19 protein-coding genes are annotated in these 17,391 nt (G+C 68.1%); 6 read left to right on the top strand and 13 right to left on the bottom strand.

The window, feature by feature from the left end:
• Window positions 1-33: 33 nt before the first annotated feature.
• Complete coding sequence (locus D8896_RS01620; protein WP_121820324.1) at window positions 34-1,461, bottom strand: NCS2 family permease; 1,428 nt, start codon at window positions 1,459-1,461, stop codon at window positions 34-36.
• Between the two features lie 149 nt (window positions 1,462-1,610).
• Here D8896_RS01620 and D8896_RS01615 point away from each other — a divergent pair, with 149 nt between their 5' ends.
• Window positions 1,611-3,527 (top strand): DEAD/DEAH box helicase, encoded by a 1,917-nt coding sequence (locus D8896_RS01615; RefSeq protein ID WP_121820323.1) that lies wholly within the window; start codon window positions 1,611-1,613, stop codon window positions 3,525-3,527.
• On the opposite strand, the gene D8896_RS01610 is transcribed toward D8896_RS01615, so the two are convergent.
• The 3 genes from D8896_RS01610 to thrS form a co-directional block, all read right to left on the bottom strand.
• Complete coding sequence (locus D8896_RS01610) at window positions 3,524-4,234, bottom strand: phosphoribosyltransferase family protein (protein ID WP_121820322.1); 711 nt, start codon at window positions 4,232-4,234, stop codon at window positions 3,524-3,526. The genes D8896_RS01615 and D8896_RS01610 overlap by 4 nt on opposite strands.
• A 130-nt stretch (window positions 4,235-4,364) precedes the next feature.
• Window positions 4,365-4,547, bottom strand: a complete 183-nt coding sequence (locus D8896_RS01605; RefSeq protein WP_162991389.1) for a hypothetical protein — start codon at window positions 4,545-4,547, stop codon at window positions 4,365-4,367.
• Between the two features lie 126 nt (window positions 4,548-4,673).
• Window positions 4,674-6,623, bottom strand: a complete 1,950-nt coding sequence (gene thrS, locus D8896_RS01600) for a threonine--tRNA ligase (protein ID WP_121820320.1) — start codon at window positions 6,621-6,623, stop codon at window positions 4,674-4,676.
• A 262-nt stretch (window positions 6,624-6,885) separates the two neighbouring features.
• On the opposite strand from thrS, the gene D8896_RS19085 reads away from it, so the two are divergent.
• Window positions 6,886-7,071, top strand: coding sequence for a hypothetical protein (locus tag D8896_RS19085; RefSeq protein ID WP_162991388.1), 186 nt, complete (start codon window positions 6,886-6,888; stop codon window positions 7,069-7,071).
• Here D8896_RS19085 and pyrE read toward each other — a convergent pair.
• Together pyrE and D8896_RS01585 are read right to left on the bottom strand one after the other, a co-directional pair.
• A complete protein-coding gene (gene pyrE, locus D8896_RS01590; RefSeq protein ID WP_121820318.1) occupies window positions 7,068-7,592 on the bottom strand; it encodes an orotate phosphoribosyltransferase in 525 nt (174 codons plus the stop codon). The two genes, D8896_RS19085 and pyrE, sit on opposite strands and share 4 nt — an antisense overlap.
• Before the next feature lie 285 nt (window positions 7,593-7,877).
• Window positions 7,878-8,423 carry a CDP-2,3-bis-(O-geranylgeranyl)-sn-glycerol synthase gene (locus D8896_RS01585; protein WP_121820317.1) on the bottom strand — a complete coding sequence of 182 codons (546 nt, stop codon included), beginning with the start codon at window positions 8,421-8,423 and terminating at the stop codon, window positions 7,878-7,880.
• 145 nt (window positions 8,424-8,568) lie between these two features.
• On the opposite strand from D8896_RS01585, the gene D8896_RS01580 reads away from it, so the two are divergent.
• Both D8896_RS01580 and D8896_RS01575 read left to right on the top strand, forming a co-directional pair.
• Window positions 8,569-9,405: a proline dehydrogenase family protein gene (locus D8896_RS01580; RefSeq protein ID WP_121820316.1), complete on the top strand. Its 837-nt coding sequence runs from the start codon at window positions 8,569-8,571 to the stop codon at window positions 9,403-9,405.
• A gap of 42 nt (window positions 9,406-9,447) precedes the next feature.
• Complete coding sequence (locus D8896_RS01575; protein ID WP_121820315.1) at window positions 9,448-10,119, top strand: DUF502 domain-containing protein; 672 nt, start codon at window positions 9,448-9,450, stop codon at window positions 10,117-10,119.
• A gap of 90 nt (window positions 10,120-10,209) precedes the next feature.
• Here D8896_RS01575 and D8896_RS01570 read toward each other — a convergent pair whose 3' ends face one another.
• Window positions 10,210-11,139, bottom strand: a complete 930-nt coding sequence (locus D8896_RS01570; protein ID WP_121820314.1) for a branched-chain amino acid transaminase — start codon at window positions 11,137-11,139, stop codon at window positions 10,210-10,212.
• A gap of 141 nt (window positions 11,140-11,280) precedes the next feature.
• Here D8896_RS01570 and D8896_RS01565 point away from each other — a divergent pair, with 141 nt between their 5' ends.
• On the top strand, window positions 11,281-11,688 hold the full coding sequence (locus D8896_RS01565; protein ID WP_121820313.1) for a hypothetical protein: 408 nt from the start codon (window positions 11,281-11,283) through the stop codon (window positions 11,686-11,688).
• A gap of 36 nt (window positions 11,689-11,724) precedes the next feature.
• Here D8896_RS01565 and ribB read toward each other — a convergent pair whose 3' ends face one another.
• The 6 genes from ribB to D8896_RS01535 all read right to left on the bottom strand — a co-directional run bounded on the left by ribB (window position 11,725) and on the right by D8896_RS01535 (window position 16,501).
• Entirely contained in the window at window positions 11,725-12,378 is a 654-nt protein-coding gene (gene ribB / locus D8896_RS01560) for a 3,4-dihydroxy-2-butanone-4-phosphate synthase (RefSeq protein ID WP_121820312.1), read from the bottom strand.
• Window positions 12,375-13,079, bottom strand: a complete 705-nt coding sequence (locus tag D8896_RS01555) for a DUF120 domain-containing protein (protein ID WP_121820311.1) — start codon at window positions 13,077-13,079, stop codon at window positions 12,375-12,377. The genes ribB and D8896_RS01555 overlap by 4 nt, the downstream gene beginning before the upstream one ends.
• A 148-nt stretch (window positions 13,080-13,227) precedes the next feature.
• A complete protein-coding gene (twy1, locus tag D8896_RS01550; RefSeq protein WP_121820310.1) occupies window positions 13,228-14,205 on the bottom strand; it encodes a 4-demethylwyosine synthase TYW1 in 978 nt (325 codons plus the stop codon).
• A gap of 52 nt (window positions 14,206-14,257) precedes the next feature.
• Window positions 14,258-14,725: a GNAT family N-acetyltransferase gene (locus D8896_RS01545; RefSeq protein WP_121820309.1), complete on the bottom strand. Its 468-nt coding sequence runs from the start codon at window positions 14,723-14,725 to the stop codon at window positions 14,258-14,260.
• Window positions 14,726-14,831: 106 nt separating this feature from the next.
• Window positions 14,832-15,143: a hypothetical protein gene (locus D8896_RS01540; protein WP_121820308.1), complete on the bottom strand. Its 312-nt coding sequence runs from the start codon at window positions 15,141-15,143 to the stop codon at window positions 14,832-14,834.
• A 113-nt stretch (window positions 15,144-15,256) separates the two neighbouring features.
• On the bottom strand, window positions 15,257-16,501 hold the full coding sequence (locus tag D8896_RS01535; protein ID WP_121820307.1) for an inorganic phosphate transporter: 1,245 nt from the start codon (window positions 16,499-16,501) through the stop codon (window positions 15,257-15,259).
• A gap of 142 nt (window positions 16,502-16,643) precedes the next feature.
• Between D8896_RS01535 and D8896_RS01530 the strand changes: the two genes are divergently transcribed.
• A complete protein-coding gene (locus tag D8896_RS01530) occupies window positions 16,644-17,384 on the top strand; it encodes a DUF2270 domain-containing protein (RefSeq protein WP_121820306.1) in 741 nt (246 codons plus the stop codon).
• The last annotated feature ends 7 nt before the right edge of the window (window positions 17,385-17,391 follow it).

The raw sequence follows: 17,391 nt of genomic DNA, 5'->3' as shown, positions 1-17,391 counted from the left end.
GGAGCGCACGCCCGGCGGAGGACACCCGGCCGGCTACAGCTGGCCGGTGAGGACCCCGCTCGTCCGGACGAAGAAGTAGCCGACGAAGGCGAGCGCGAGCGCCCACTGGCCGGGCGACACGTCGCGGGCCTCGCCCGTCGCCGCCTTGATCACGGGGTAGCTGATGATCCCGGCGGCGATGCCGTAGGCGATGGAGAACGTCAGCGGCATCACGATGATCGTCATCCCCGCGGGGACCGAGTGGGTCACGTCGTCCCACTGGACCTCGGTGACGTTGCCGAGCATGATGATGGCGACGACGACCAGCGCGATGTGGGAGGCGTACTGCGGGATGGCGGCCGCCAGCGGGACGACGGCCAGCGACAGCAGGAAGAGGACGCCGATCACCAGCGCGGTCAGCCCGGTGCGGCCGCCCTCCTCGACGCCCGTCGCGGACTCGATGTACGTCGTCACCGTCGACGTGCCGAGGATGCCGCCGACCGTGGTGCCGACCGCGTCGGCCATCAGGGGCCTGTCGATGTCGGGCAGGTTGCCGTCCTCGTCGAGGAAGTCCCCGGCCTGCCCGACGCCGACGAGCGTGCCGGCGGTGTCGAAGAAGTCGACGAAGAAGAAGGTGAACACGACCAGCGCGAACGTGAACGCCTCGACGTTCCGGAAGCCTTCGACGAACGCGCCCGCGAGCGGCGTGATGTCGTACTGCGCCGCGGGCAGCGACGCCGGGGCGAGGACGCCCTCGGCGGTCACGCCGCCCATCGTCAGCCCCCATCCCGCGACCGTCGTGGCGAGGATGCCGAGGATGATCGCGCCCCGCACCCCGGCGGCGTACAGCGCGAGCGTCGCAAAGAGGCCGACGACCGACAGCACGGCGACCGGGTCCGCGGCGAGGTCGCCGAGCGCGAGGATCGTGCCGGCCTGGTCCGCGCCGACGACGACGTGCATCGCCTCCAGCCCGATCAGCGCGAGGAACAGGCCGATCCCGGTCCCGACTGCGAACTTCACGGGTTCGGGGAACAGGCGGATGACGTACTCCCGCGCGCCGACCGCAGTCAGCAGGATGAACAGGACGCCCTCGGTCACGACGGCGGCCAGCGCCGTCTGCCAGGGGATCCCCATCGCGCCGACGACGGTGAAGGCGAAGAAGGCGTTCAGGCCGAGGCCCGGAGCCTGCCCGAACGGCCGGTTGGCGTAGAACGCCATCACGAAGATGGCCGCCGCCGAGGCCAGTATCGTGACGACGGCGAGCATCTGGACCACCTCGGCCTCCGTGTAGCCGTCGATGGCGACACCGGGCGACGTGACCTCGCCCGCGTCGTTGGTCGACTGTGCCATCACCGCGGGGTTGACCACGATGATGTAGGACATCGTCAGGAACGTCGTGACCCCGGCGACGACCTCCGTGGCCACGTCCGTGCCGTGCTCGTCGAGGTCGAAGTACGCCGACAGCGTCTTAGACAGATCCATGCACGTCTGTGCGACGTTACGGATTTCTCTTAAGTATTTCTGTGTGCATTCACAGGAGAGTAATCACAAACGTGGATATAACAGTCCTCGGTCCGTGCCGTCGGGCCGGCGCGCAGGTTTATATGTCGAGCCGCCCGAACGGTGGACGAATGCAGGTTGGCGACCTCCCGCTCGACCCCGAGTTCGTCGAGCACTACCGCGAGCAGGGCATCGAGGAGCTGTACCCGCCCCAGGCCGCCGCGGTCGAGGCGGGGGTCGCCGACGGCGAGTCCGTCGTCGCCGCGGTGCCGACCGCCAGCGGGAAGACGTTCGTCGCGCAGCTGGCGATGCTCACGGCCGAGGGGACCGCCCTCTTCATCGTCCCGCTCCGGGCGCTGGCGACCGAGAAGTACGAGACGTTCGCGGACCTGCCCGGCGTGAGCGTCGGCATCGCCACCGGCGACTTCGACACCCCGGACGAGGAGCTCGGGGAACACGACGTGGTCGTCGCCACGAGCGAGAAGGTCGACTCGGCGATCCGCAACGGGGCCTCGTGGGTCGAGAACGTCGGCTGTGCGGTGATAGACGAGATCCACCTGCTCGACTCGGTCGACCGCGGCCCGACGCTGGAGGTGACGATCGCGAAGCTCCAGCGGCTCACCGCCGGCCTGCAGGTGGTCGGCCTCTCCGCGACCGTCGCCAACGCGGACGCCGTCGCCGACTGGCTGGACGCCGAACTCGTCACTTCGACGTGGCGGCCCGTCGACCTCCGGGCGGGCGTGTACGCCGACGGCGCGATCGCGTTCGAGGACGGCGACGACCGGCCCTTGCCGACCGAGGGCGACGCGCCGACGGTCGCGCTCGTCCGGGACGCAATCGCCGAGGGCGGCCAGTGTCTCGTGTTCGTCAACTCCCGGCAGGGGACGCAGGAACTCGCCCGCGACCTGACCGACGCGGGGGTCGTCCCGGAGCCGCCGGGCGGGGACGCCGCCGCCGACCTCCGCGAGACGGCGACCACCGGCACCGGGACGGACCTGGCGGACCGCGCCGAGGACGGCGTCGCCTTCCACCACGCCGGCCTGCGCTCGGACCACCGCACGGCCGTCGAGGCCGCCTTCCGGGACCGCGCGCTGTCGGTGATCGTCGCGACGCCGACGCTCGCGGCGGGCGTGAACGTGCCCGCGCGGCGCGTCGTGGTGCGGGACACCGTCCGCTATACGGACGACGGCGTCCAGCCGCTCCCGGTGCTTGAGGTCCACCAGATGTTCGGCCGGGCCGGGCGGCCCGGACTCGACCCCTACGGCGAGGCGGTGCTGGTGGGCGACGAGGACGCCGCCGCCGACCTCCGGGAGCGCTACGTCGGCGCGGACCCAGAGGCGGTCACGTCGAAACTGGCCCGCGAGGAGGCGCTCCGGACGCACGTTCTGGCGACCGTCGCCAGCGGGTTCGCCCGGTCGCGCGAGGACCTGCTGGACGTGCTCGACTCGACGTTCTACGCCCACCAGGGGCCGGACGCGGACCTGTCGGACGCCGTCGACGACGCGCTCGCGTACCTCGACGACAACGGGATGGTCGACGACGGCGCGTCGCTTGCGGCGACGGATCTGGGCGAACTCGTCTCGCGGGTGTACGTCGACCCGCTGACCGGTGCGGACGTGCTCGCGGCCATCGAGCGGGCGACGACCATGGACCGGGTCACGTCGCTGACGGTCCTCGAACTCGTCTGTGACACGCCGGACATGCGCGGCTCCTACGTCCGCAACAGCGAGGCCGGTCGCCTCACGAAGTTCGCGATGGACCACGCCGACGAACTCGCAAAGCCCGTCCGGGAGTTCGACGGCGACTTCCAGACGTGGCTCGCGTCGCTGAAAACCGCCCGGATGCTCGACGACTGGGTCCGGGGAACGGACGCCGCCGACCTCGCCGAGCGCTACGGCGTCGGCCCGGGCGACGTTCGCCGCACCGCCGAGCGGGCCGAGTGGCTGCTCAACGCGACGGCGTCGCTGGCCGAGCGCGTCGACGAGGACGGTGCGGTGACAGAACGGATCCGGGCGACGCGGGCGAAGTTAGGCAGCAGACAGCCCTAATACTGCGTTAGCGCGCCGACCGGCGCGTCGGTTCGGTCGCGGGCGCGGGCGACGCCTTCGTCGCCGACGGCGATGAGCGCGAAGACGCCACAGACATCGGCGTCGGCGCTGGTGGCGATGTCGAGCAGCAGCTCCTGGGTCTCGCCGGAGCGGATGAGGTCGTCGACGACCAGCACCGTCTCGCCGGGTTCGATGGCCGACGCCGGGAGGTAGTAGGTGAGTTCGATGCCGGACTGGAGGCGCTGGCGCGACTCGATGAACTCCTCGACGGCCGTCTCCTTGGACTTCTTGGCGTACGCCGAGCGCGCGCCGAAGTAGCTCGCCATCGCCGCGGCGAGCGTGATGCCGTCGGTCGCCGCGGTCAACACCACGTCCGGGCGCTCGAAGTCGAACGCGCCGGCCGCGACGGGCGCGATGAGGTCGAGAAACGACTGGTCGAACACGACGCCGGAGTTGTCGACGTACCCCTCCTCGTCGACGCGGACGCGCTCCTCCAGTTCGCGGGACAGCGCCTCGCGGCCCACGCCGTCGACCACCTCGCGGGCGCGCTCGGCGCTCGGCAGCACGTGCCCGTTCACGTACCGGTTGAGGTCGCCCGCCGGGAGGTCCGTCAGGTCGGCGAGTTCGTCGTACGTCCGCGACTCCTTCAGCATCCGCAACACCGAGACGGCCTGCAACTGGAGGCCGGCTTTCTCTGCGCGGTTCATGACGATAGTCACAGTTGCACAAATATGAATACATCGGTGTCAGCCGAGCGCAAAACACGGCAGCACCTGCACAAACGCCGAAACGACAGCGGACGACCTCCGGCACTCTCGCACACCGTGAGGGGTTGAACTACGCATGATCCTTCGAGACCCGGAGTAACCTCACTGCAAGGATGATCGAGAGACCGCCGTACAGCGATAGTACCACGAGGAGAGACTCCGCCGAACCGGTTTCGAACAGCAAAAACACGGAAAACCCAGTTACGACGATGGCGGCAAACAGCAGTACGTGAACGGGAAGTCGTCGAAGCACACCCATAATTCCGAGATTCAATTCAAGATATAAATACTATTTCCCATCGACGGCACCCGTTTCGGTCGCAGGCTGTGAGGATCGGCTGATCCGGCAGTCCAGCCGAACTGTAAGGGGCAGACGGGTCTACGCCAGGAAGTCGGCGTCGGTGCGCTTCTCGTCGCGTTCCGCGCGCAGGTGGTCGCGGAACGCGTCGATCTCGACGTCGTACTCCTGGCGCTCCTCGCGGTCGCGCACGGAGATGTTCCCGTCTTCTTCCTCGTCGTCGCCGACGATGATCATGTAGGGGACGCGGTCGTCGTGGGCCGCGCGGATCTTGCGCTCGATGGTGCCGTCGCGGTCGTCGACCTCGACGCGGAACCCGTCGAACTCGTTTTTCACGCGGTGGGCGTAGCCGAGGTTGTCGTCGCTGATCGGCAGGACGCGGACCTGCTCGGGCGCGAGCCACAGCGGGAAGTTGCCGGCGAAGTGCTCGATGAGCACCATGAAGAATCGCTCGTAGCTGCCGTACAGCGCGCGGTGGATCATCACCGGACGGTGGTCCTCGTTGTCCTCGCCGGCGTAGCTCAGGTCGAGGCGCTCGGGCATGTTGAAGTCGAGCTGGACCGTGGGCCCGTCCCACCGGCGGCCGATGGCGTCCTCGAACGCGAAGTCGATCTTCGGGCCGTAGAACGCGCCGTCACCCTCCTCGACCTCGTAGTCGAAGTTCCGGGATTCGAGGACGGACTCCAGCTGGGACTCGGCGCGCTCCCAGATCTCGTCGGAGCCGACGCTCTTCTCGGGGCGGGTGGCGAGCGCGACCTCGTAGTCGAGGTCGAACGTCGAGAGCACCTCGTCTATCATGTCCATCGTCTGCTCGACCTCGCGCTCGATCTGGTCGGGGCGGACGAACAGGTGGCCGTCGTCGATGGTGAACGCCCAGACCCGCGAGAGCCCGGAGAGTTCGCCGCGCTGCTCCTTGCGGTACACCTTCCCGTTCTCGGCGTACCGCATCGGCAGGTCGCGGTAGGACCAGGAGCTGTCGTCGAAGATCGTCGCGTGGCCCGGGCAGTTCATCGGCTTGAGTCCGTACTCGTCGTCGTCGACGTCGAAGACGAACATGTCGTCCCGGTAGTTCTCGTAGTGCCCGCTCTCCTTCCAGAGGTCGGTCTTGAACACGTGGGGCGTCTCGACGTACTCGTAGCCCGCGTCGAGGTTGAGGTCCTCGACGAACGACTCCAGTTCGCGGAGGATGGTCTTGCCCGGTGGGTGGTACAGCGGCAGCCCCGGCCCGGTCACGTCCTGGATCGAGAACAGGTCCATCTCGCGGCCGATCTTCCGGTGGTCCCGTCGCTCGGCCTCGCGGCGGCGCTCCTTGAACGCCTCCAGATCGTCTTCGGACTCGAAGGCGGTGCCGTAGATGCGGGTCTGCATCGGGTTGTCCTCGTCGCCCCGCCAGTACGCGGCAGCGATCTCCAGCAGTTCGACCGCGCCGATCTCGCCGGTCGAGTCGACGTGGGGGCCCTTGCAGAGGTCTTCCCATTCGCCCTGACTGTAGAACGAGACCGTCTCGCCCTCGTCGGCGAGTTCCTCCAGCAGTTCGAGCTTGTACGGCTGGTCGGCCAGGCGCTCGCGGGCGTCCTCGACCGACACCTCCTCGTACACAACGTCGTAGTCGGCGTCGATTATCTCCTCCATCTCCGCGAGGATGTCGTCCAGGTCGTCCTCGTCGACGTCGAGGTCGTCGAAGTCGTAGTAGAAGCCGTCGTCGGTCGGCGGGCCGATCGCGAGGTCGACGTCGTCGTACAGGCGCTGGACGGCCTGCGCGAGGCAGTGCGAGGCGGTGTGGCGCAGGACGCGCACGTACTCGTCGCTGTCGGCGGTGACGATCTCGATCTCGGCACCGTCCTCGTGGATCGGCACCTCCTTGCCGACGAGTTCGCCGTCGATCCGGCCGCCGACAGTGTCCCGGCCCAGCCCCGGGCCGATCTCGAAGGCGACGTCCTCGACGGTCGCGCCCCGGTCGACTTCGAGTTCCGAGCCATCCGGCAGTACGACTGCGATCCGGTCTCCCTGTGAATCTGGTTCCTGTGACATGGTTACACCCCTGGCTGGTCGACGAGCGCCAGCGAGAGAACGGACAGGTGTCGGTGGTTGTTAGTTGCGGGCGAAGGCCCGACCTGTAAAGTGGACACCTGCCATCGTGGTCCTCACTTTGCAAGGGGAGCGAAAAAGCGTTGCGATGCTGCCGCCGGGGGAGCACACGGATGGGACGACAGCGAGATCCGCCGCCACGGACCGGTTTCTCGCGCTGAAACCGGACGACCGCTTTATGAAGGTCGCCGGCGAAGTCCGGCGTATGCCCGGACGAGCATCCAACCAGCCGGTCCTCAAGATACTCGGTGCGGTCGCGTTCGTCGTCGCCATCGTCGGCTCCCTCGCGTACGGCTGGAGCTTTAGCGACAGTCCCCCGACCGCGACGGCGCTGGGCGTCGGCTTCGCCGCGCTCGCAGTCGCGTGGACGCTGTACAGTCGGTTGGCCTAGTCGCGCGCGGCGAGCAGTTCCTCGGCGGTGACCAGCGCTTCCAGTTCGACGCCGTGGTCCGCGAGGTTCTCCCGGCCGCCCTCCTCGCGGTCGACGACGACGAGCGCCCGCTCGACCGTCGCGCCGGCGTCCCGGAGCGCCTCGACGGCATCGACCGCGCTCTGGCCCGTCGTGGCGATGTCCTCGATGACGACGACCTCCTCACCCTCGTCGAGCCGTCCCTCGATCAGGTTCGCCGTGCCGTACTCCTTCTGCTGCTTCCGGGCGATGACGTAGGGGTTGCCCGCCTTCACCGCGGTCACGGCGACGAGCGGGACCCCGCCGAGCGCCACGCCGCCGAGCTTCGCGTCGCCGACGCGCTCGGCGAAGGCCTCGGCGATGAGTTCGAGACAGCGCGGGTCCGTCTCGAAGAGGTACTTGTCGACGTAGTAGTCGCTCGTCCCGCCGTGGGACAGCTCGAACTCCCCGAACTTCACCGCGTCGGCGTCCCGGAGCGCCTCGATGAGGTCGGCGTTTGCCATAGGCGTTCCCGCGCGACGCCGGGGCTTAAGCGCCGTGGAATGCGATCGTGTGGACTCCCTCGAACCGTTATCAGGGCCGCGAGCGGGTGCGAGCCGCGCCGGCGAGCACCGCGCGAGGACGGGGGAGGGCTGGCCGTCTGTGGTCGATCATACGGCGGCTTCGCCGCCGTTTCGCCGGACGCGGCCGTCGGCCGCGTCCGGGTTTTTTGGCCGAGCTTTTTGCCGGGAGGGTGCCCGCAGCGCGCCGGAGGCAAGCGAGGACACCCGACCGGGAAAAAGGTCGTCTCACCACGGCTCGTTTTTCAGCCCGAGCCAGTACGCGCCGATGTTCGTCGTCACGTGCAACAGGGGGGTGAGTACGAAGATCACCGCAAGCACCGGGAGCGTGAACGTCTCGGTCGCCCACCCGGGGGCCGCGAGGAACGCGAGCGCGAGGGCCGCCACCGCGAAGTCGAGCTGGTCGACGCCGGGGAACGCCGCGCCGCGCTCGCGCCCGGTGCGGCGCTTGAGGAAGGAGGCGGCGATGTCGCCGAGCATCGCGCCGAACGGAAGCGCGACGACGACGGGCGCGGGGAACGTCGGGAGGGCGACGCCGAGCACGTCCCCCACATCCCCGGCGACCGCCGAGAGGGCCAGCGCCAGCGCCGCGCCGGCGAGCGTGCCGACCAGCGTGCCGCGCCACGTTTTGCCGTCGCCCAGCACGCGGCGGCCGCCCCAGGTTCGGCCGCCGTCGATGGGGCGGCCGCCGCCAGCGAGCACCGCGGCGTTGTTCGGCACGTAGGCGGGCAACATCACCCAGAACGCGAGGACGATGGCGTCGACGATGTTCATGTGGGGCGACAGACACCCCCGGCCCTTAATCGGGCGTGGTTTCGGCGAACGCCGCGGCACGGGTCGGCAGCGGTCTCTTGGCGGGGGGCACCCGCCCGCGACCGATTTGTAATCAACTAAAAGGAACGGCCGCCAAGCGTCGACTATGATACCGCCCATCGCGAGCAACTTCGTCGCGGGCGAGACGCCCGCGGCGGCGCTGGACCACGCGCGACGGCTCAACGACCGGGACGTGGGGGCCATCCTGAACCTGCTCGGGGAGCACTACGACAACCCCGCCCCCGCTGCCGACGACCGCGACGCGTACCGCGACCTCGTCGAGGACATCGCGGCAACCGCCGGCGACGTCTGCATCTCGGTCAAGCCCTCGCAGGTCGGCCTCGACGTGGGCGAGGAGACGTTCCGAGAGAACCTCCGGGCGGTCGTCGACCACGCCGCCGAGCGCGACGTGTTCGTCTGGGTCGACATGGAGGACCACACGACGACCGACGCGACGCTCGACGCCTACGAGGACCTGGCGCGGGAACACGGCGGCGGCGTCGGCGTCTGCCTCCAGGCGAACCTGAAGCGGACCACCGAGGACGTGAAACGGCTCGCCGACGTGCCCGGGAAGGTCCGACTGGTCAAGGGCGCGTACGACGAACCGGGCGACGTGGCCTACACCGACAAGGCGCGGGTCAACGAGGCGTACCGCGACCTGCTCGAACTCGCGTTCCGGGAGTACGACCGCGGCGTCGCCGTCGGGAGCCACGACCCCGAGATGATCGAGTACGCGACCGACCTCCACGACGAGTACGGCACCGACTTCGAGATCCAGATGCTGATGGGCGTCCGCGAGGACGCGCAGTTCGACCTCGCGGAGGAGTACGAAGTGTGGCAGTACGTCCCCTACGGCGACAAGTGGCTCTCCTACTTCTACCGGCGGGTCGCCGAACGCAAGGAGAACCTGCTGTTCGCCGCCCGGGCGGTTCTGACCGGGTGAATGGGAAGCGCTGATTAGCCCCGGTTCTGAAGGGGGACGTACATGGCCTCCTGGAAGCGGGACTTCGCGAGCGGACTCATCGTTCTCGTCCCCGTGATCATCTCGGCGTACGTCATCGCGTGGGTGTACGGGCTGATCGCCTCCGTCACCCCCGAGATGATCGTCAGCGCGGACCTGCTCCGGGCGTACGGTATCAGCACGGACTACCTCGACCCCCTCCGCGTGCTGGTGACGCTCACCGTCTTCATCATCCTCGTGTTCGCCGTCGGCTACCTCATGCGGACGGCGATCGGCGGGTTCTTCGAGGCGGCGGTCGACGACGTGGCAAACCGGGTCCCGGGGCTTCGCGTGGTGTACAACGCGTCGAAGATGGCCGCCGAGACGGCGCTCGGCGGCACCGAACAGCTCCAGACGCCCGTGAAGCTCGAACCGGTGCCCGGGATGCGAATGACGGCGTTCAAAACCGGACGCACGACCGACGACGGCCGCGAGATCATCTTCCTCCCGACCGCGCCGAACATCACGAGCGGGTTCGTGATCGAGGTCGCCCCCGAAGATATCAACGAAACCGACGAGCGCGTCGAAGACGCCCTCACGCGCATCCTCAGCGCCGGCTTCGGCGACTCCGACCGCGGCGAGAACGGGATCCCGATCGACGTCATCGAGAACGCCCGCGACGGCGACGCGAACGATGGCACACCGGACGACGACTGATAGCGCTGCTCGCCGGTACCGGTAATCGCCTAGCGGCGCGGACGCTTACCGGGAAGTAGCGAAAGCAAACGCTAACGCGGGCGAGACCGCCTACACGTAGCTGAACCAGTCCTCGTACTCGTCGGTGCGGCGTTCGACGACGTCGAAGAACGCCGACTGGATCTCCTCGGTAACGGGGCCACGGGTCCCGGAGCCGATCTCGACGTTGTCGACCTGCCGGATCGGCGTGACCTCCGCGGCGGTGCCGGTGAAGAACAGTTCGTCGGCGGTGTTGAGTTCGCCCCGGGAGATGGTGGCGTCGTCGTGGACGGTGTAGCCGAGATCGCGGGCGACCTCGATCACGCTCCGGCGGGTGATCCCGTCGAGGATGCTCTCGGCGAGGCCGGGCGTGTACAGTTCGCCGTCGCGGACGAGAAACAGGTTCTCACCCGGTCCCTCGGCGACCTGGCCCTCCTTGTTCAGCACGATGGCCTCGGTGAAGCCGTTGCGGCGGGCTTCCTCGCCGGCGAGCATACTGTTGACGTACAGCCCGGTCGTCTTGGCGTTGGTCGGGATCTGACTTGAGGCGTGCTTGCGCCACGAGGAGACCATGACCTCGACGCCGTTTTCGAGGGCGTCCTCGCCGAGGTACGTCCCCCACGGCCAGCAGGCGATGGCGACCCGGGTCGGGCAGTCGCCCGGGCTGACGCCGAGGCTGTCGTAGCCGTAGAAGGCGATGGGGCGGATGTAGCAGGACTCCAGGTCCTGCTCGCGGATCAGCGTCTCGGTCGCCTCGGTCAGCTCCTCGCGGGAGTAGTCGATCTCCATGTCGTAGGGCTTGGCCGACTCGTAGAACCGGTCCAGGTGTTCCTCCCACCGGAAGATCGCGGGCCCCTCCTCGGTGTCGTAACAGCGAACGCCTTCGAAGATACCGCTCCCGTAGTGCAGGCCGTGGGTCAGCACGTGGATCTGGGCGTCCTCCCAGTCGACGAACTCCCCGTCCATCCAGATCGTGTCCACGTCCATGTCCTCGAAGCTCATGTTCGGGGAGTTGTCACCCACCCTAATGAGTGTTCACGGTTTTCGATCAGGGTCGTTTCATCGTATACCGACGTCGGACCGTGCACCCGGGCGGCGACAGTTGTAATTAGGTTTATGTAATCCGGTTCGGAAACGTGGGATATGACGACGTACGAGGAGGTTCGGGAGATGATCGACGCCTCGGAGTTCAACGACTGGATCCAGTTCGCGAACCGGGGCACCTGGACGTACAAGCCGGACGTGGCGCTCCGGCTGAGCCGGGAGGACCAGCTCGACAAGCGCTACGACGCCCACTGGACCGCCCAGATCCAGGGGTCGAACGCCCGCTTTGGCTACTACGTCTACTACGGGGACTCCCCCGTCGAGTACCACGTCGTCGTCAGCGTCGACGACGGGCGTGCGTTCGTCCCCGAGCCGACCCCGCCCCAGGCTCAGGGGGGACAGTACACCATCTCGCAGTACGAGGCCAACATCGGCCGCATCATCACGGGCGACACGGAGACGTTCCGGGCCTACCTCAACCGGACCGGCATCACCATCCGCGAGTGAGGGCCGGTCGGCGAGGCGCTCGTCGAGCCGACCGCGTTACAGTTCGTCGGCGAGCCGCTCGCCCTCGACGAACGGCGTCCCCGTCCGCTCGCCGTACCGGCGGGCGGCCTCGGGAGCGAGCGCCTCGCCGGTCTCGTCGTCCAGCATCTCACAGACGACCGCGGCGGGTTCGCGGTCGGCCGCCAGCGCCAGCGCGACGGCGTACTCCGTGTGGCCGCCGCGGTCCGCGACGAGGCCGGGCGCGGCCCGCAGCAGGTGGACGTGGCCGGGCGACCGGAACACGTCGGCGAAGTCGGTCCCTTCGGGATCGGCGGCCGCCTTCCCGAGTTCGCTGATCGTCAGCGCGCGGTCGTTGTCCGTGATCCCGGTGTACGTGTCGCGGTGGTTCACCGTCAGCGAGAACGACGACCGGTCGTCGTACCCCAGGTCGTGGTCGCCGGTGACGGGGTGGTCGACCGCCGACGCAAGGAAGGGGAGGTCGAAGGCGTCGGCCACCTCGTCGGCGAGCGCCGTACACACCAGCCCGCCGGCGTCGTTTCGCATGCGCGCCACGTCTGCAGCGGTCACGACGGCCGCCGGGTAGACCAGGTCCGTCTCGCCCTCCCGGTCGGCCGCGTCGTGGATCAGGACGGGCTCGCCGGCGCGGAACGCCTCGACCGCGCGCTCGACTGTGCTCTGCTGCTGTTTCATCGCTCCGACACCCGGACCGTCAGGCGGTCCTCGTCGTCGATCCCGAGTTCGTCGCGCAGTTTGACCGGCGCGATCACCTCCAGCTGGTCCTCGTCGTGGTGGGTGCGCTCGGGCGCGATGACGTGGCAGTCCTCGAACCGCTCGCCCGCCGCCGTCTCGACCGTCGCGGGGTAACAGACCGCCGGGCCGTACGTCCGCTCCTCGTCCTCCCAGCCGTCGATGTGGACCGGGTCGAGCGACGCCATGGCCGAGCGCCGCCGGACGCTCTCGTCGGTCAGGTCGACGTTCAGCGTGCCGGCGAACGGCTCGTAGCCGAGGCGGTCGACGAACTGCTCCATGTAGCCGGGCAGCGAGATGTAGTGGCGGCCCTCGCCCATTCCCCCGGTGACGGTGCCGGCGAGTTCGACGCCGGCGTCGGCCTCGAACACGCGACGGTAGTCCTCGTACTCCCTGCGGAGCGCGCGCTCGCCGGCGTCGGTGACCGCGACCCACTGGCCGTCCGAGACGGTGTCGCGTTCGACGTAGCCGGCGTCCTCCAGCCGCTGGAGGCGGCGGGAGGCCGTCTGGTCCGAGGCGTCCAGCCGGTTCGCGACGGCCCCGCAGGACGTTTTGAACTCACCGCCCAGTCCGCCGTCGAGGGCGAGCAGCTTCAACACCGCGAGTTCGTCGGGCCCGACCGCGACCGACGCTGCGTCTGACATACGCGACGGTAGTCGGCCTGCCGGCATAAGCATGACGGATGTGGAACGCATTCCAGTTTTGGAACGGTAGGGAACGAAGAGCGCGTTGTTCGTTGCTTCGCGCGGCGGTCACCTAAACGCACCGGTCCGACGCCGTGGCCGGACGCGTTCAGTCGCCGACGACCGGGTCGCGCTCCCAGAACTCGCTGCCCTTCTTCAGCTTCGGCACCCAGGTGTCCTGCTCGCGGGCGAGCAGCGCGACGCGGGACTCCGGCACGCCGCGGATCTCGTCGTGGTCGGGCATGTGCTCGGCCACGTCCTCGGCGAAGGCCAGCACGTCCTCGTGGTCGGGCATCGAGTCGCGGTCGAGCCGCCCCTGGGAGTGGCCGACGTGCATGTACGCCTTCAGCTCCACGAAGTCGGGGTCGGCCCTCCGGTAGAACCCGGCGTACCAGTCCGGGTCGCGCATGTTTTGTCCGTTCACGAGCGTCGTCCGCAGGACGGTCCGGGTGTCGTCCTTGTCGGCCAGCACGTCCATCGTGTCGACGAGGCGCTCCCAGGCGTCGTCGTCGACGGGCTTGACCACCTCGTCGAACGTGTGCCGCTCGGCCGCGTCGACGCTGACGTACAGCTGGGTGGGGTCACAGCGATCCAGCATCTCCGGGTTCGTCCCGTTCGAGACGAGGAACGTGGTGATGTCGCGGTCGTGGAACTCCTCGATCAGTTCCGGGAGGTGCGGGTACAGCGTCGGCTCGCCGTCCAGGCTGATGGCGACGTGCCGGGGCTCCATCGCCTGCTCGAACACCTCTCGGGGCACCTCGTCGTTGCCGCCGAAGCCCGAGAGCAGTTTCTGCTGGAGTTCGACGCTCGCGTCCGCGACGGCGGCGGGGTCGTCCCACTCCACGTCGCCGAGTTCGTACGCGTGGCCCGCGTGGTCGCGCCAGCAGAACACGCAGCGCTCGTTGCACTTGACGACCGGCGTCATCTGCATGCAGCGGTGGGACTCGATGCCGTAGAAGATGTACTTGTAACACTTCCCCTCGCCGCGCAGGGCGTTGGCCGTCCAGCCACACGTCTGGGCGGCCGTGTGGTTCTCGCTGTGGTAGTCGGGGTTGCCGACCTGTTTCGGCCCGTCCGAGTCGCTCATTGGAGGATGCAAGGCCGCCGAGGGTAAAACGTTCTTTCCTCTCCGTGGCGTCTCACTCCAACGGTTGCGCGTATTCGACTTGCTTCGGTCGGAACCCCGTGTCTCGGTAGAAGCGTCGCGCAGCGTCGTTCCGCCAGTCACAGGCGACTTTGAGGTGGTCACAGCCTCGTCGCCGGGCCACCGCTTTGACGCGTTCGACGACGTCCGTGCCGTGGCCGCGGTTTCGTCGGGCCTCGTCGATGTACAGGTCGACGATGCGAAGGGCGTGTGCGTACTGTCGGGAGGGGTGGTGGTCCTCGCGGAGTTTCACGTAGCCGATGGGCTCGTCCTCGTGGACGACGAGGTAGTCGGTGACGCGTTCGTCGTCGAGCTGCTCGCGGAAGCCGGCTTCGGCGACGTCGTCGGCGGCCGCGTCGACGAGTTCGTTCAACTCATCGAACGACTCCATCGACTCCGCGAGCGCAGCCCAGCGAGCGACGAGCGCATCGAGGTCGTCGCGGGTGGCTTCGACGAGTTCCATACGTTGCCTCCCGACCGTCCGGTCTTCAAAGTACGCAAGCAAGCGGAGCAGACCACCCAGCCACCGCATACGCACTCCGCCACTGTTCGTCCGTTTCGGTCGGGCCTCACTTCGTCTCCGGACCCGCTGAGTCGTCCTCGCTCGCCGGCTGGAGCTGCCGGACGATGTTCAGGTGCATGAGGTGAAGATGCATCCCGATCCCGTAGAGGATGAGGCCCAGGCCGACGAACGTGAGCGGCATGAGTACCGACTGGATCGCCCGTGCTGGGCTGTCGAGATGGGCCGGGAGCACACCGCCGAGCGCGAGGAGAAAGGCGCTGACGATAACGACCAATCCGGCCCGGATCAGGCGGGCGTATCGCCCGACATGCTCGATCCGGTCTTCGATCGCTTCACGGGAGGGTGTGTCTGTGGCCATCGTTGAGCGTCTGCCCTACTCCGGCAACGCTGAAGTACGTCGGTCCCAGCGTCCGGTTCCCGCTTTCGGCCAACCGTTCGCTCTACCTGTATTCGTCGGGGTTCCACGACCGCTTACAGCAAGAACATGAACACCGGGTAGGAGGTGGCGACTGCCAGCGACGGCGTCAGCACCCACATCGTCACGATGCGTTTGGCCGCCATCGGGTCAAACAGGCTCTTCTCGTCGAGGTCCGCCGGGCCCTCCGCACCGACGTCTGGGATGTCCGGGAGTTCGTCGGGTTTCTCGGCCGTGGCCTCCTGGCGGGCGACATCACCGATGGTTGGGCCGGTCGGCGCGTCCTCGGCGCGGGACGTGACGAGCGCACCGGTCGAGACCTCGACGTCCGACGGCTCGGGTGTCGGCGTCGCTAGCTCCGCGAGCGTCCTCGCCCGGCTTGCACGCCCCCAGCCGAGCCCGATGATCGTCGAGGTCGTACTCACCGCGAGGCTAGCGGGGATCCCATAGGCGGACAGGATCGTGATCACCGTTCCGCCGACGACCGAGACGATCAGCGACGCGAGCACCGGCAGCTCGGTGATGTCGTCCCCGACCGTCTCCAGCGTCCGACGGGCGATGGTGAACCCACCCAGCCCGAAAGCCAGCACCGCGAGCAGGACGCCCTGGTCGACGGTGAGCGTCCCGCCCTCACCGACGAGGGGGGCCACGGCGTTCGCCGCGTTCGACGCCCCCGCGGAGAACGCCATGTAACACGCGATGACCACGACGGATACCGACCCGACCACGTCCCGCGGTGACGCACGCGGATTCAGGTACGGTCGCGGAACCCGTCCGGACCGGTCGAGCTGCACGAAGTGCAGGTCGAACTGCGTGAACGCGACGTAGCGGTCGAGATACGGGTACGCGTAGCGACCGACCACGAGTCCGACGAGGAAACTCAGCAGCGGTGCGACGATCCACGCCGAGAGGATCGTGAACATCAGCGCCTGATTGAGCGAGTCCGTCGCGAGGCCGAGGCCGACGATGGCCCCGACCGCCGTCATCGACGTCGACGCCGGAACGCCGTAGAGATTCGAGATCAGCAGCGAGCCGCCGGTGAAAAACAGGACGGCGACGCTCGCGACCGGGGTGAACTGCGCCGCCGGAACGATACTGCTGCTCATCGTCGCGATGACGTTCCGGCCGACGGTCCAGGCCCCGAGGAACGCGAACCCGACGAACAGGGCTGCCGCGGTCGCTTTCCTGAGGAGGCGGGCGCCGACGGCCGGCCCGAACGCCACGCCCGTCGACGAACCGCCGATGTTGAATCCGACAAAGACGGCGACCGCGACCCCGGCGACAGCAAGTAGCGACACCATCGTGCCATCCGTGGCTTCGATGCCCTCGTTGATATAGGTACGCGCCCTTGCTGGGTAGCGTGCTGTGGTCGGCTTCGCGGTCGCGGACACGTTTCACGTCCGCGCCGCATTCGCTTATGAGACGCCGCGGTGTTCGTCGCGCATGGGGGACTCGAACGACGATACGTTTGATCCGACGACGCCCGAACAGCGGGAGATCGGTCGCGAGATGGTCGACGAGAGCACGGGTCTCGGCTCGGTGATGGCCCACGCGTACCGGGGGGAACTCGGCCGGGTGGACACGTGGCGACAGCGCCTCGACCAGACGACGACGTGGGCGGTGACGGTGATGGCAGCGATCCTGACGTGGGCGTTCGCGAGCCCCGACAACCCTCACTACATCCTGTTGATCGGGATCGTGGTCGTCACGGTCTTCCTCGGCATCGAGGCGCGGCGGTACCGGGACTACGACGTCTTTCGGGCACGCGCTCGGATGCTTCAGGAGAACCTGATCGCAACTGCCCTGGACCCGTCACGGGACGTCGAACGCGCCGACTGGCGAGTAGAACTGAGTCAGGACTACCGTGAGCCGACCGTGAAAGTGTCGATGCAGGAGGCCCTCGCAAACCGCCTGCGGCGCGTGTATCTCGCGTTGCTCGGCGTTCTCCTCGTTGCGTGGGTGTTCAGAGTAACCGCGTTCGCGGTGCGCGATGACTGGATCGGAGCCGCCGCGATCGCTCGAATCCAGGGACCGGTCGTGATCGCGGTCGTCGTCGTGTTCTACGTGGCGCTGCTCGCGACCGCGGTGTGGCCGCGGGAACGCCAGGCGAAAGGCGAATTCCGCAAAGGAACGGAGGGCGACTGGAAGGGTTCGGACGCGAACGACGAGTCGCGAAATCGGTGATCGATCG

The sequence above is a fragment of the Halostella salina genome, from assembly GCF_003675855.1.
GTDB lineage: Archaea > Halobacteriota > Halobacteria > Halobacteriales > Natronoarchaeaceae > Halostella > Halostella salina.
This window is presented reverse-complemented; position numbering and strand designations above follow the sequence as displayed.

Coding starts and splice junctions, on each gene's coding strand:
- D8896_RS01565 (WP_121820313.1), top strand. CDS start 11,281: ATGACGACGTACGAGGAGGTTCGGGAGATGATCGACGCCTCGGAGTTC.
- D8896_RS01580 (WP_121820316.1), top strand. CDS start 8,569: ATGATACCGCCCATCGCGAGCAACTTCGTCGCGGGCGAGACGCCCGCG.
- D8896_RS19085 (WP_162991388.1), top strand. CDS start 6,886: ATGCCCGGACGAGCATCCAACCAGCCGGTCCTCAAGATACTCGGTGCG.
- thrS (WP_121820320.1), bottom strand. CDS start 6,623: ATGTCACAGGAACCAGATTCACAGGGAGACCGGATCGCAGTCGTACTG.
- D8896_RS01540 (WP_121820308.1), bottom strand. CDS start 15,143: ATGGCCACAGACACACCCTCCCGTGAAGCGATCGAAGACCGGATCGAG.
- D8896_RS01545 (WP_121820309.1), bottom strand. CDS start 14,725: ATGGAACTCGTCGAAGCCACCCGCGACGACCTCGATGCGCTCGTCGCT.
- D8896_RS01535 (WP_121820307.1), bottom strand. CDS start 16,501: ATGGTGTCGCTACTTGCTGTCGCCGGGGTCGCGGTCGCCGTCTTTGTC.
- D8896_RS01575 (WP_121820315.1), top strand. CDS start 9,448: ATGGCCTCCTGGAAGCGGGACTTCGCGAGCGGACTCATCGTTCTCGTC.
- pyrE (WP_121820318.1), bottom strand. CDS start 7,592: ATGGCAAACGCCGACCTCATCGAGGCGCTCCGGGACGCCGACGCGGTG.
- D8896_RS01620 (WP_121820324.1), bottom strand. CDS start 1,461: ATGGATCTGTCTAAGACGCTGTCGGCGTACTTCGACCTCGACGAGCAC.
- D8896_RS01585 (WP_121820317.1), bottom strand. CDS start 8,423: ATGAACATCGTCGACGCCATCGTCCTCGCGTTCTGGGTGATGTTGCCC.
- ribB (WP_121820312.1), bottom strand. CDS start 12,378: ATGAAACAGCAGCAGAGCACAGTCGAGCGCGCGGTCGAGGCGTTCCGC.
- D8896_RS01610 (WP_121820322.1), bottom strand. CDS start 4,234: ATGAACCGCGCAGAGAAAGCCGGCCTCCAGTTGCAGGCCGTCTCGGTG.
- twy1 (WP_121820310.1), bottom strand. CDS start 14,205: ATGAGCGACTCGGACGGGCCGAAACAGGTCGGCAACCCCGACTACCAC.
- D8896_RS01570 (WP_121820314.1), bottom strand. CDS start 11,139: ATGAGCTTCGAGGACATGGACGTGGACACGATCTGGATGGACGGGGAG.
- D8896_RS01555 (WP_121820311.1), bottom strand. CDS start 13,079: ATGTCAGACGCAGCGTCGGTCGCGGTCGGGCCCGACGAACTCGCGGTG.
- D8896_RS01530 (WP_121820306.1), top strand. CDS start 16,644: ATGGGGGACTCGAACGACGATACGTTTGATCCGACGACGCCCGAACAG.
- D8896_RS01615 (WP_121820323.1), top strand. CDS start 1,611: ATGCAGGTTGGCGACCTCCCGCTCGACCCCGAGTTCGTCGAGCACTAC.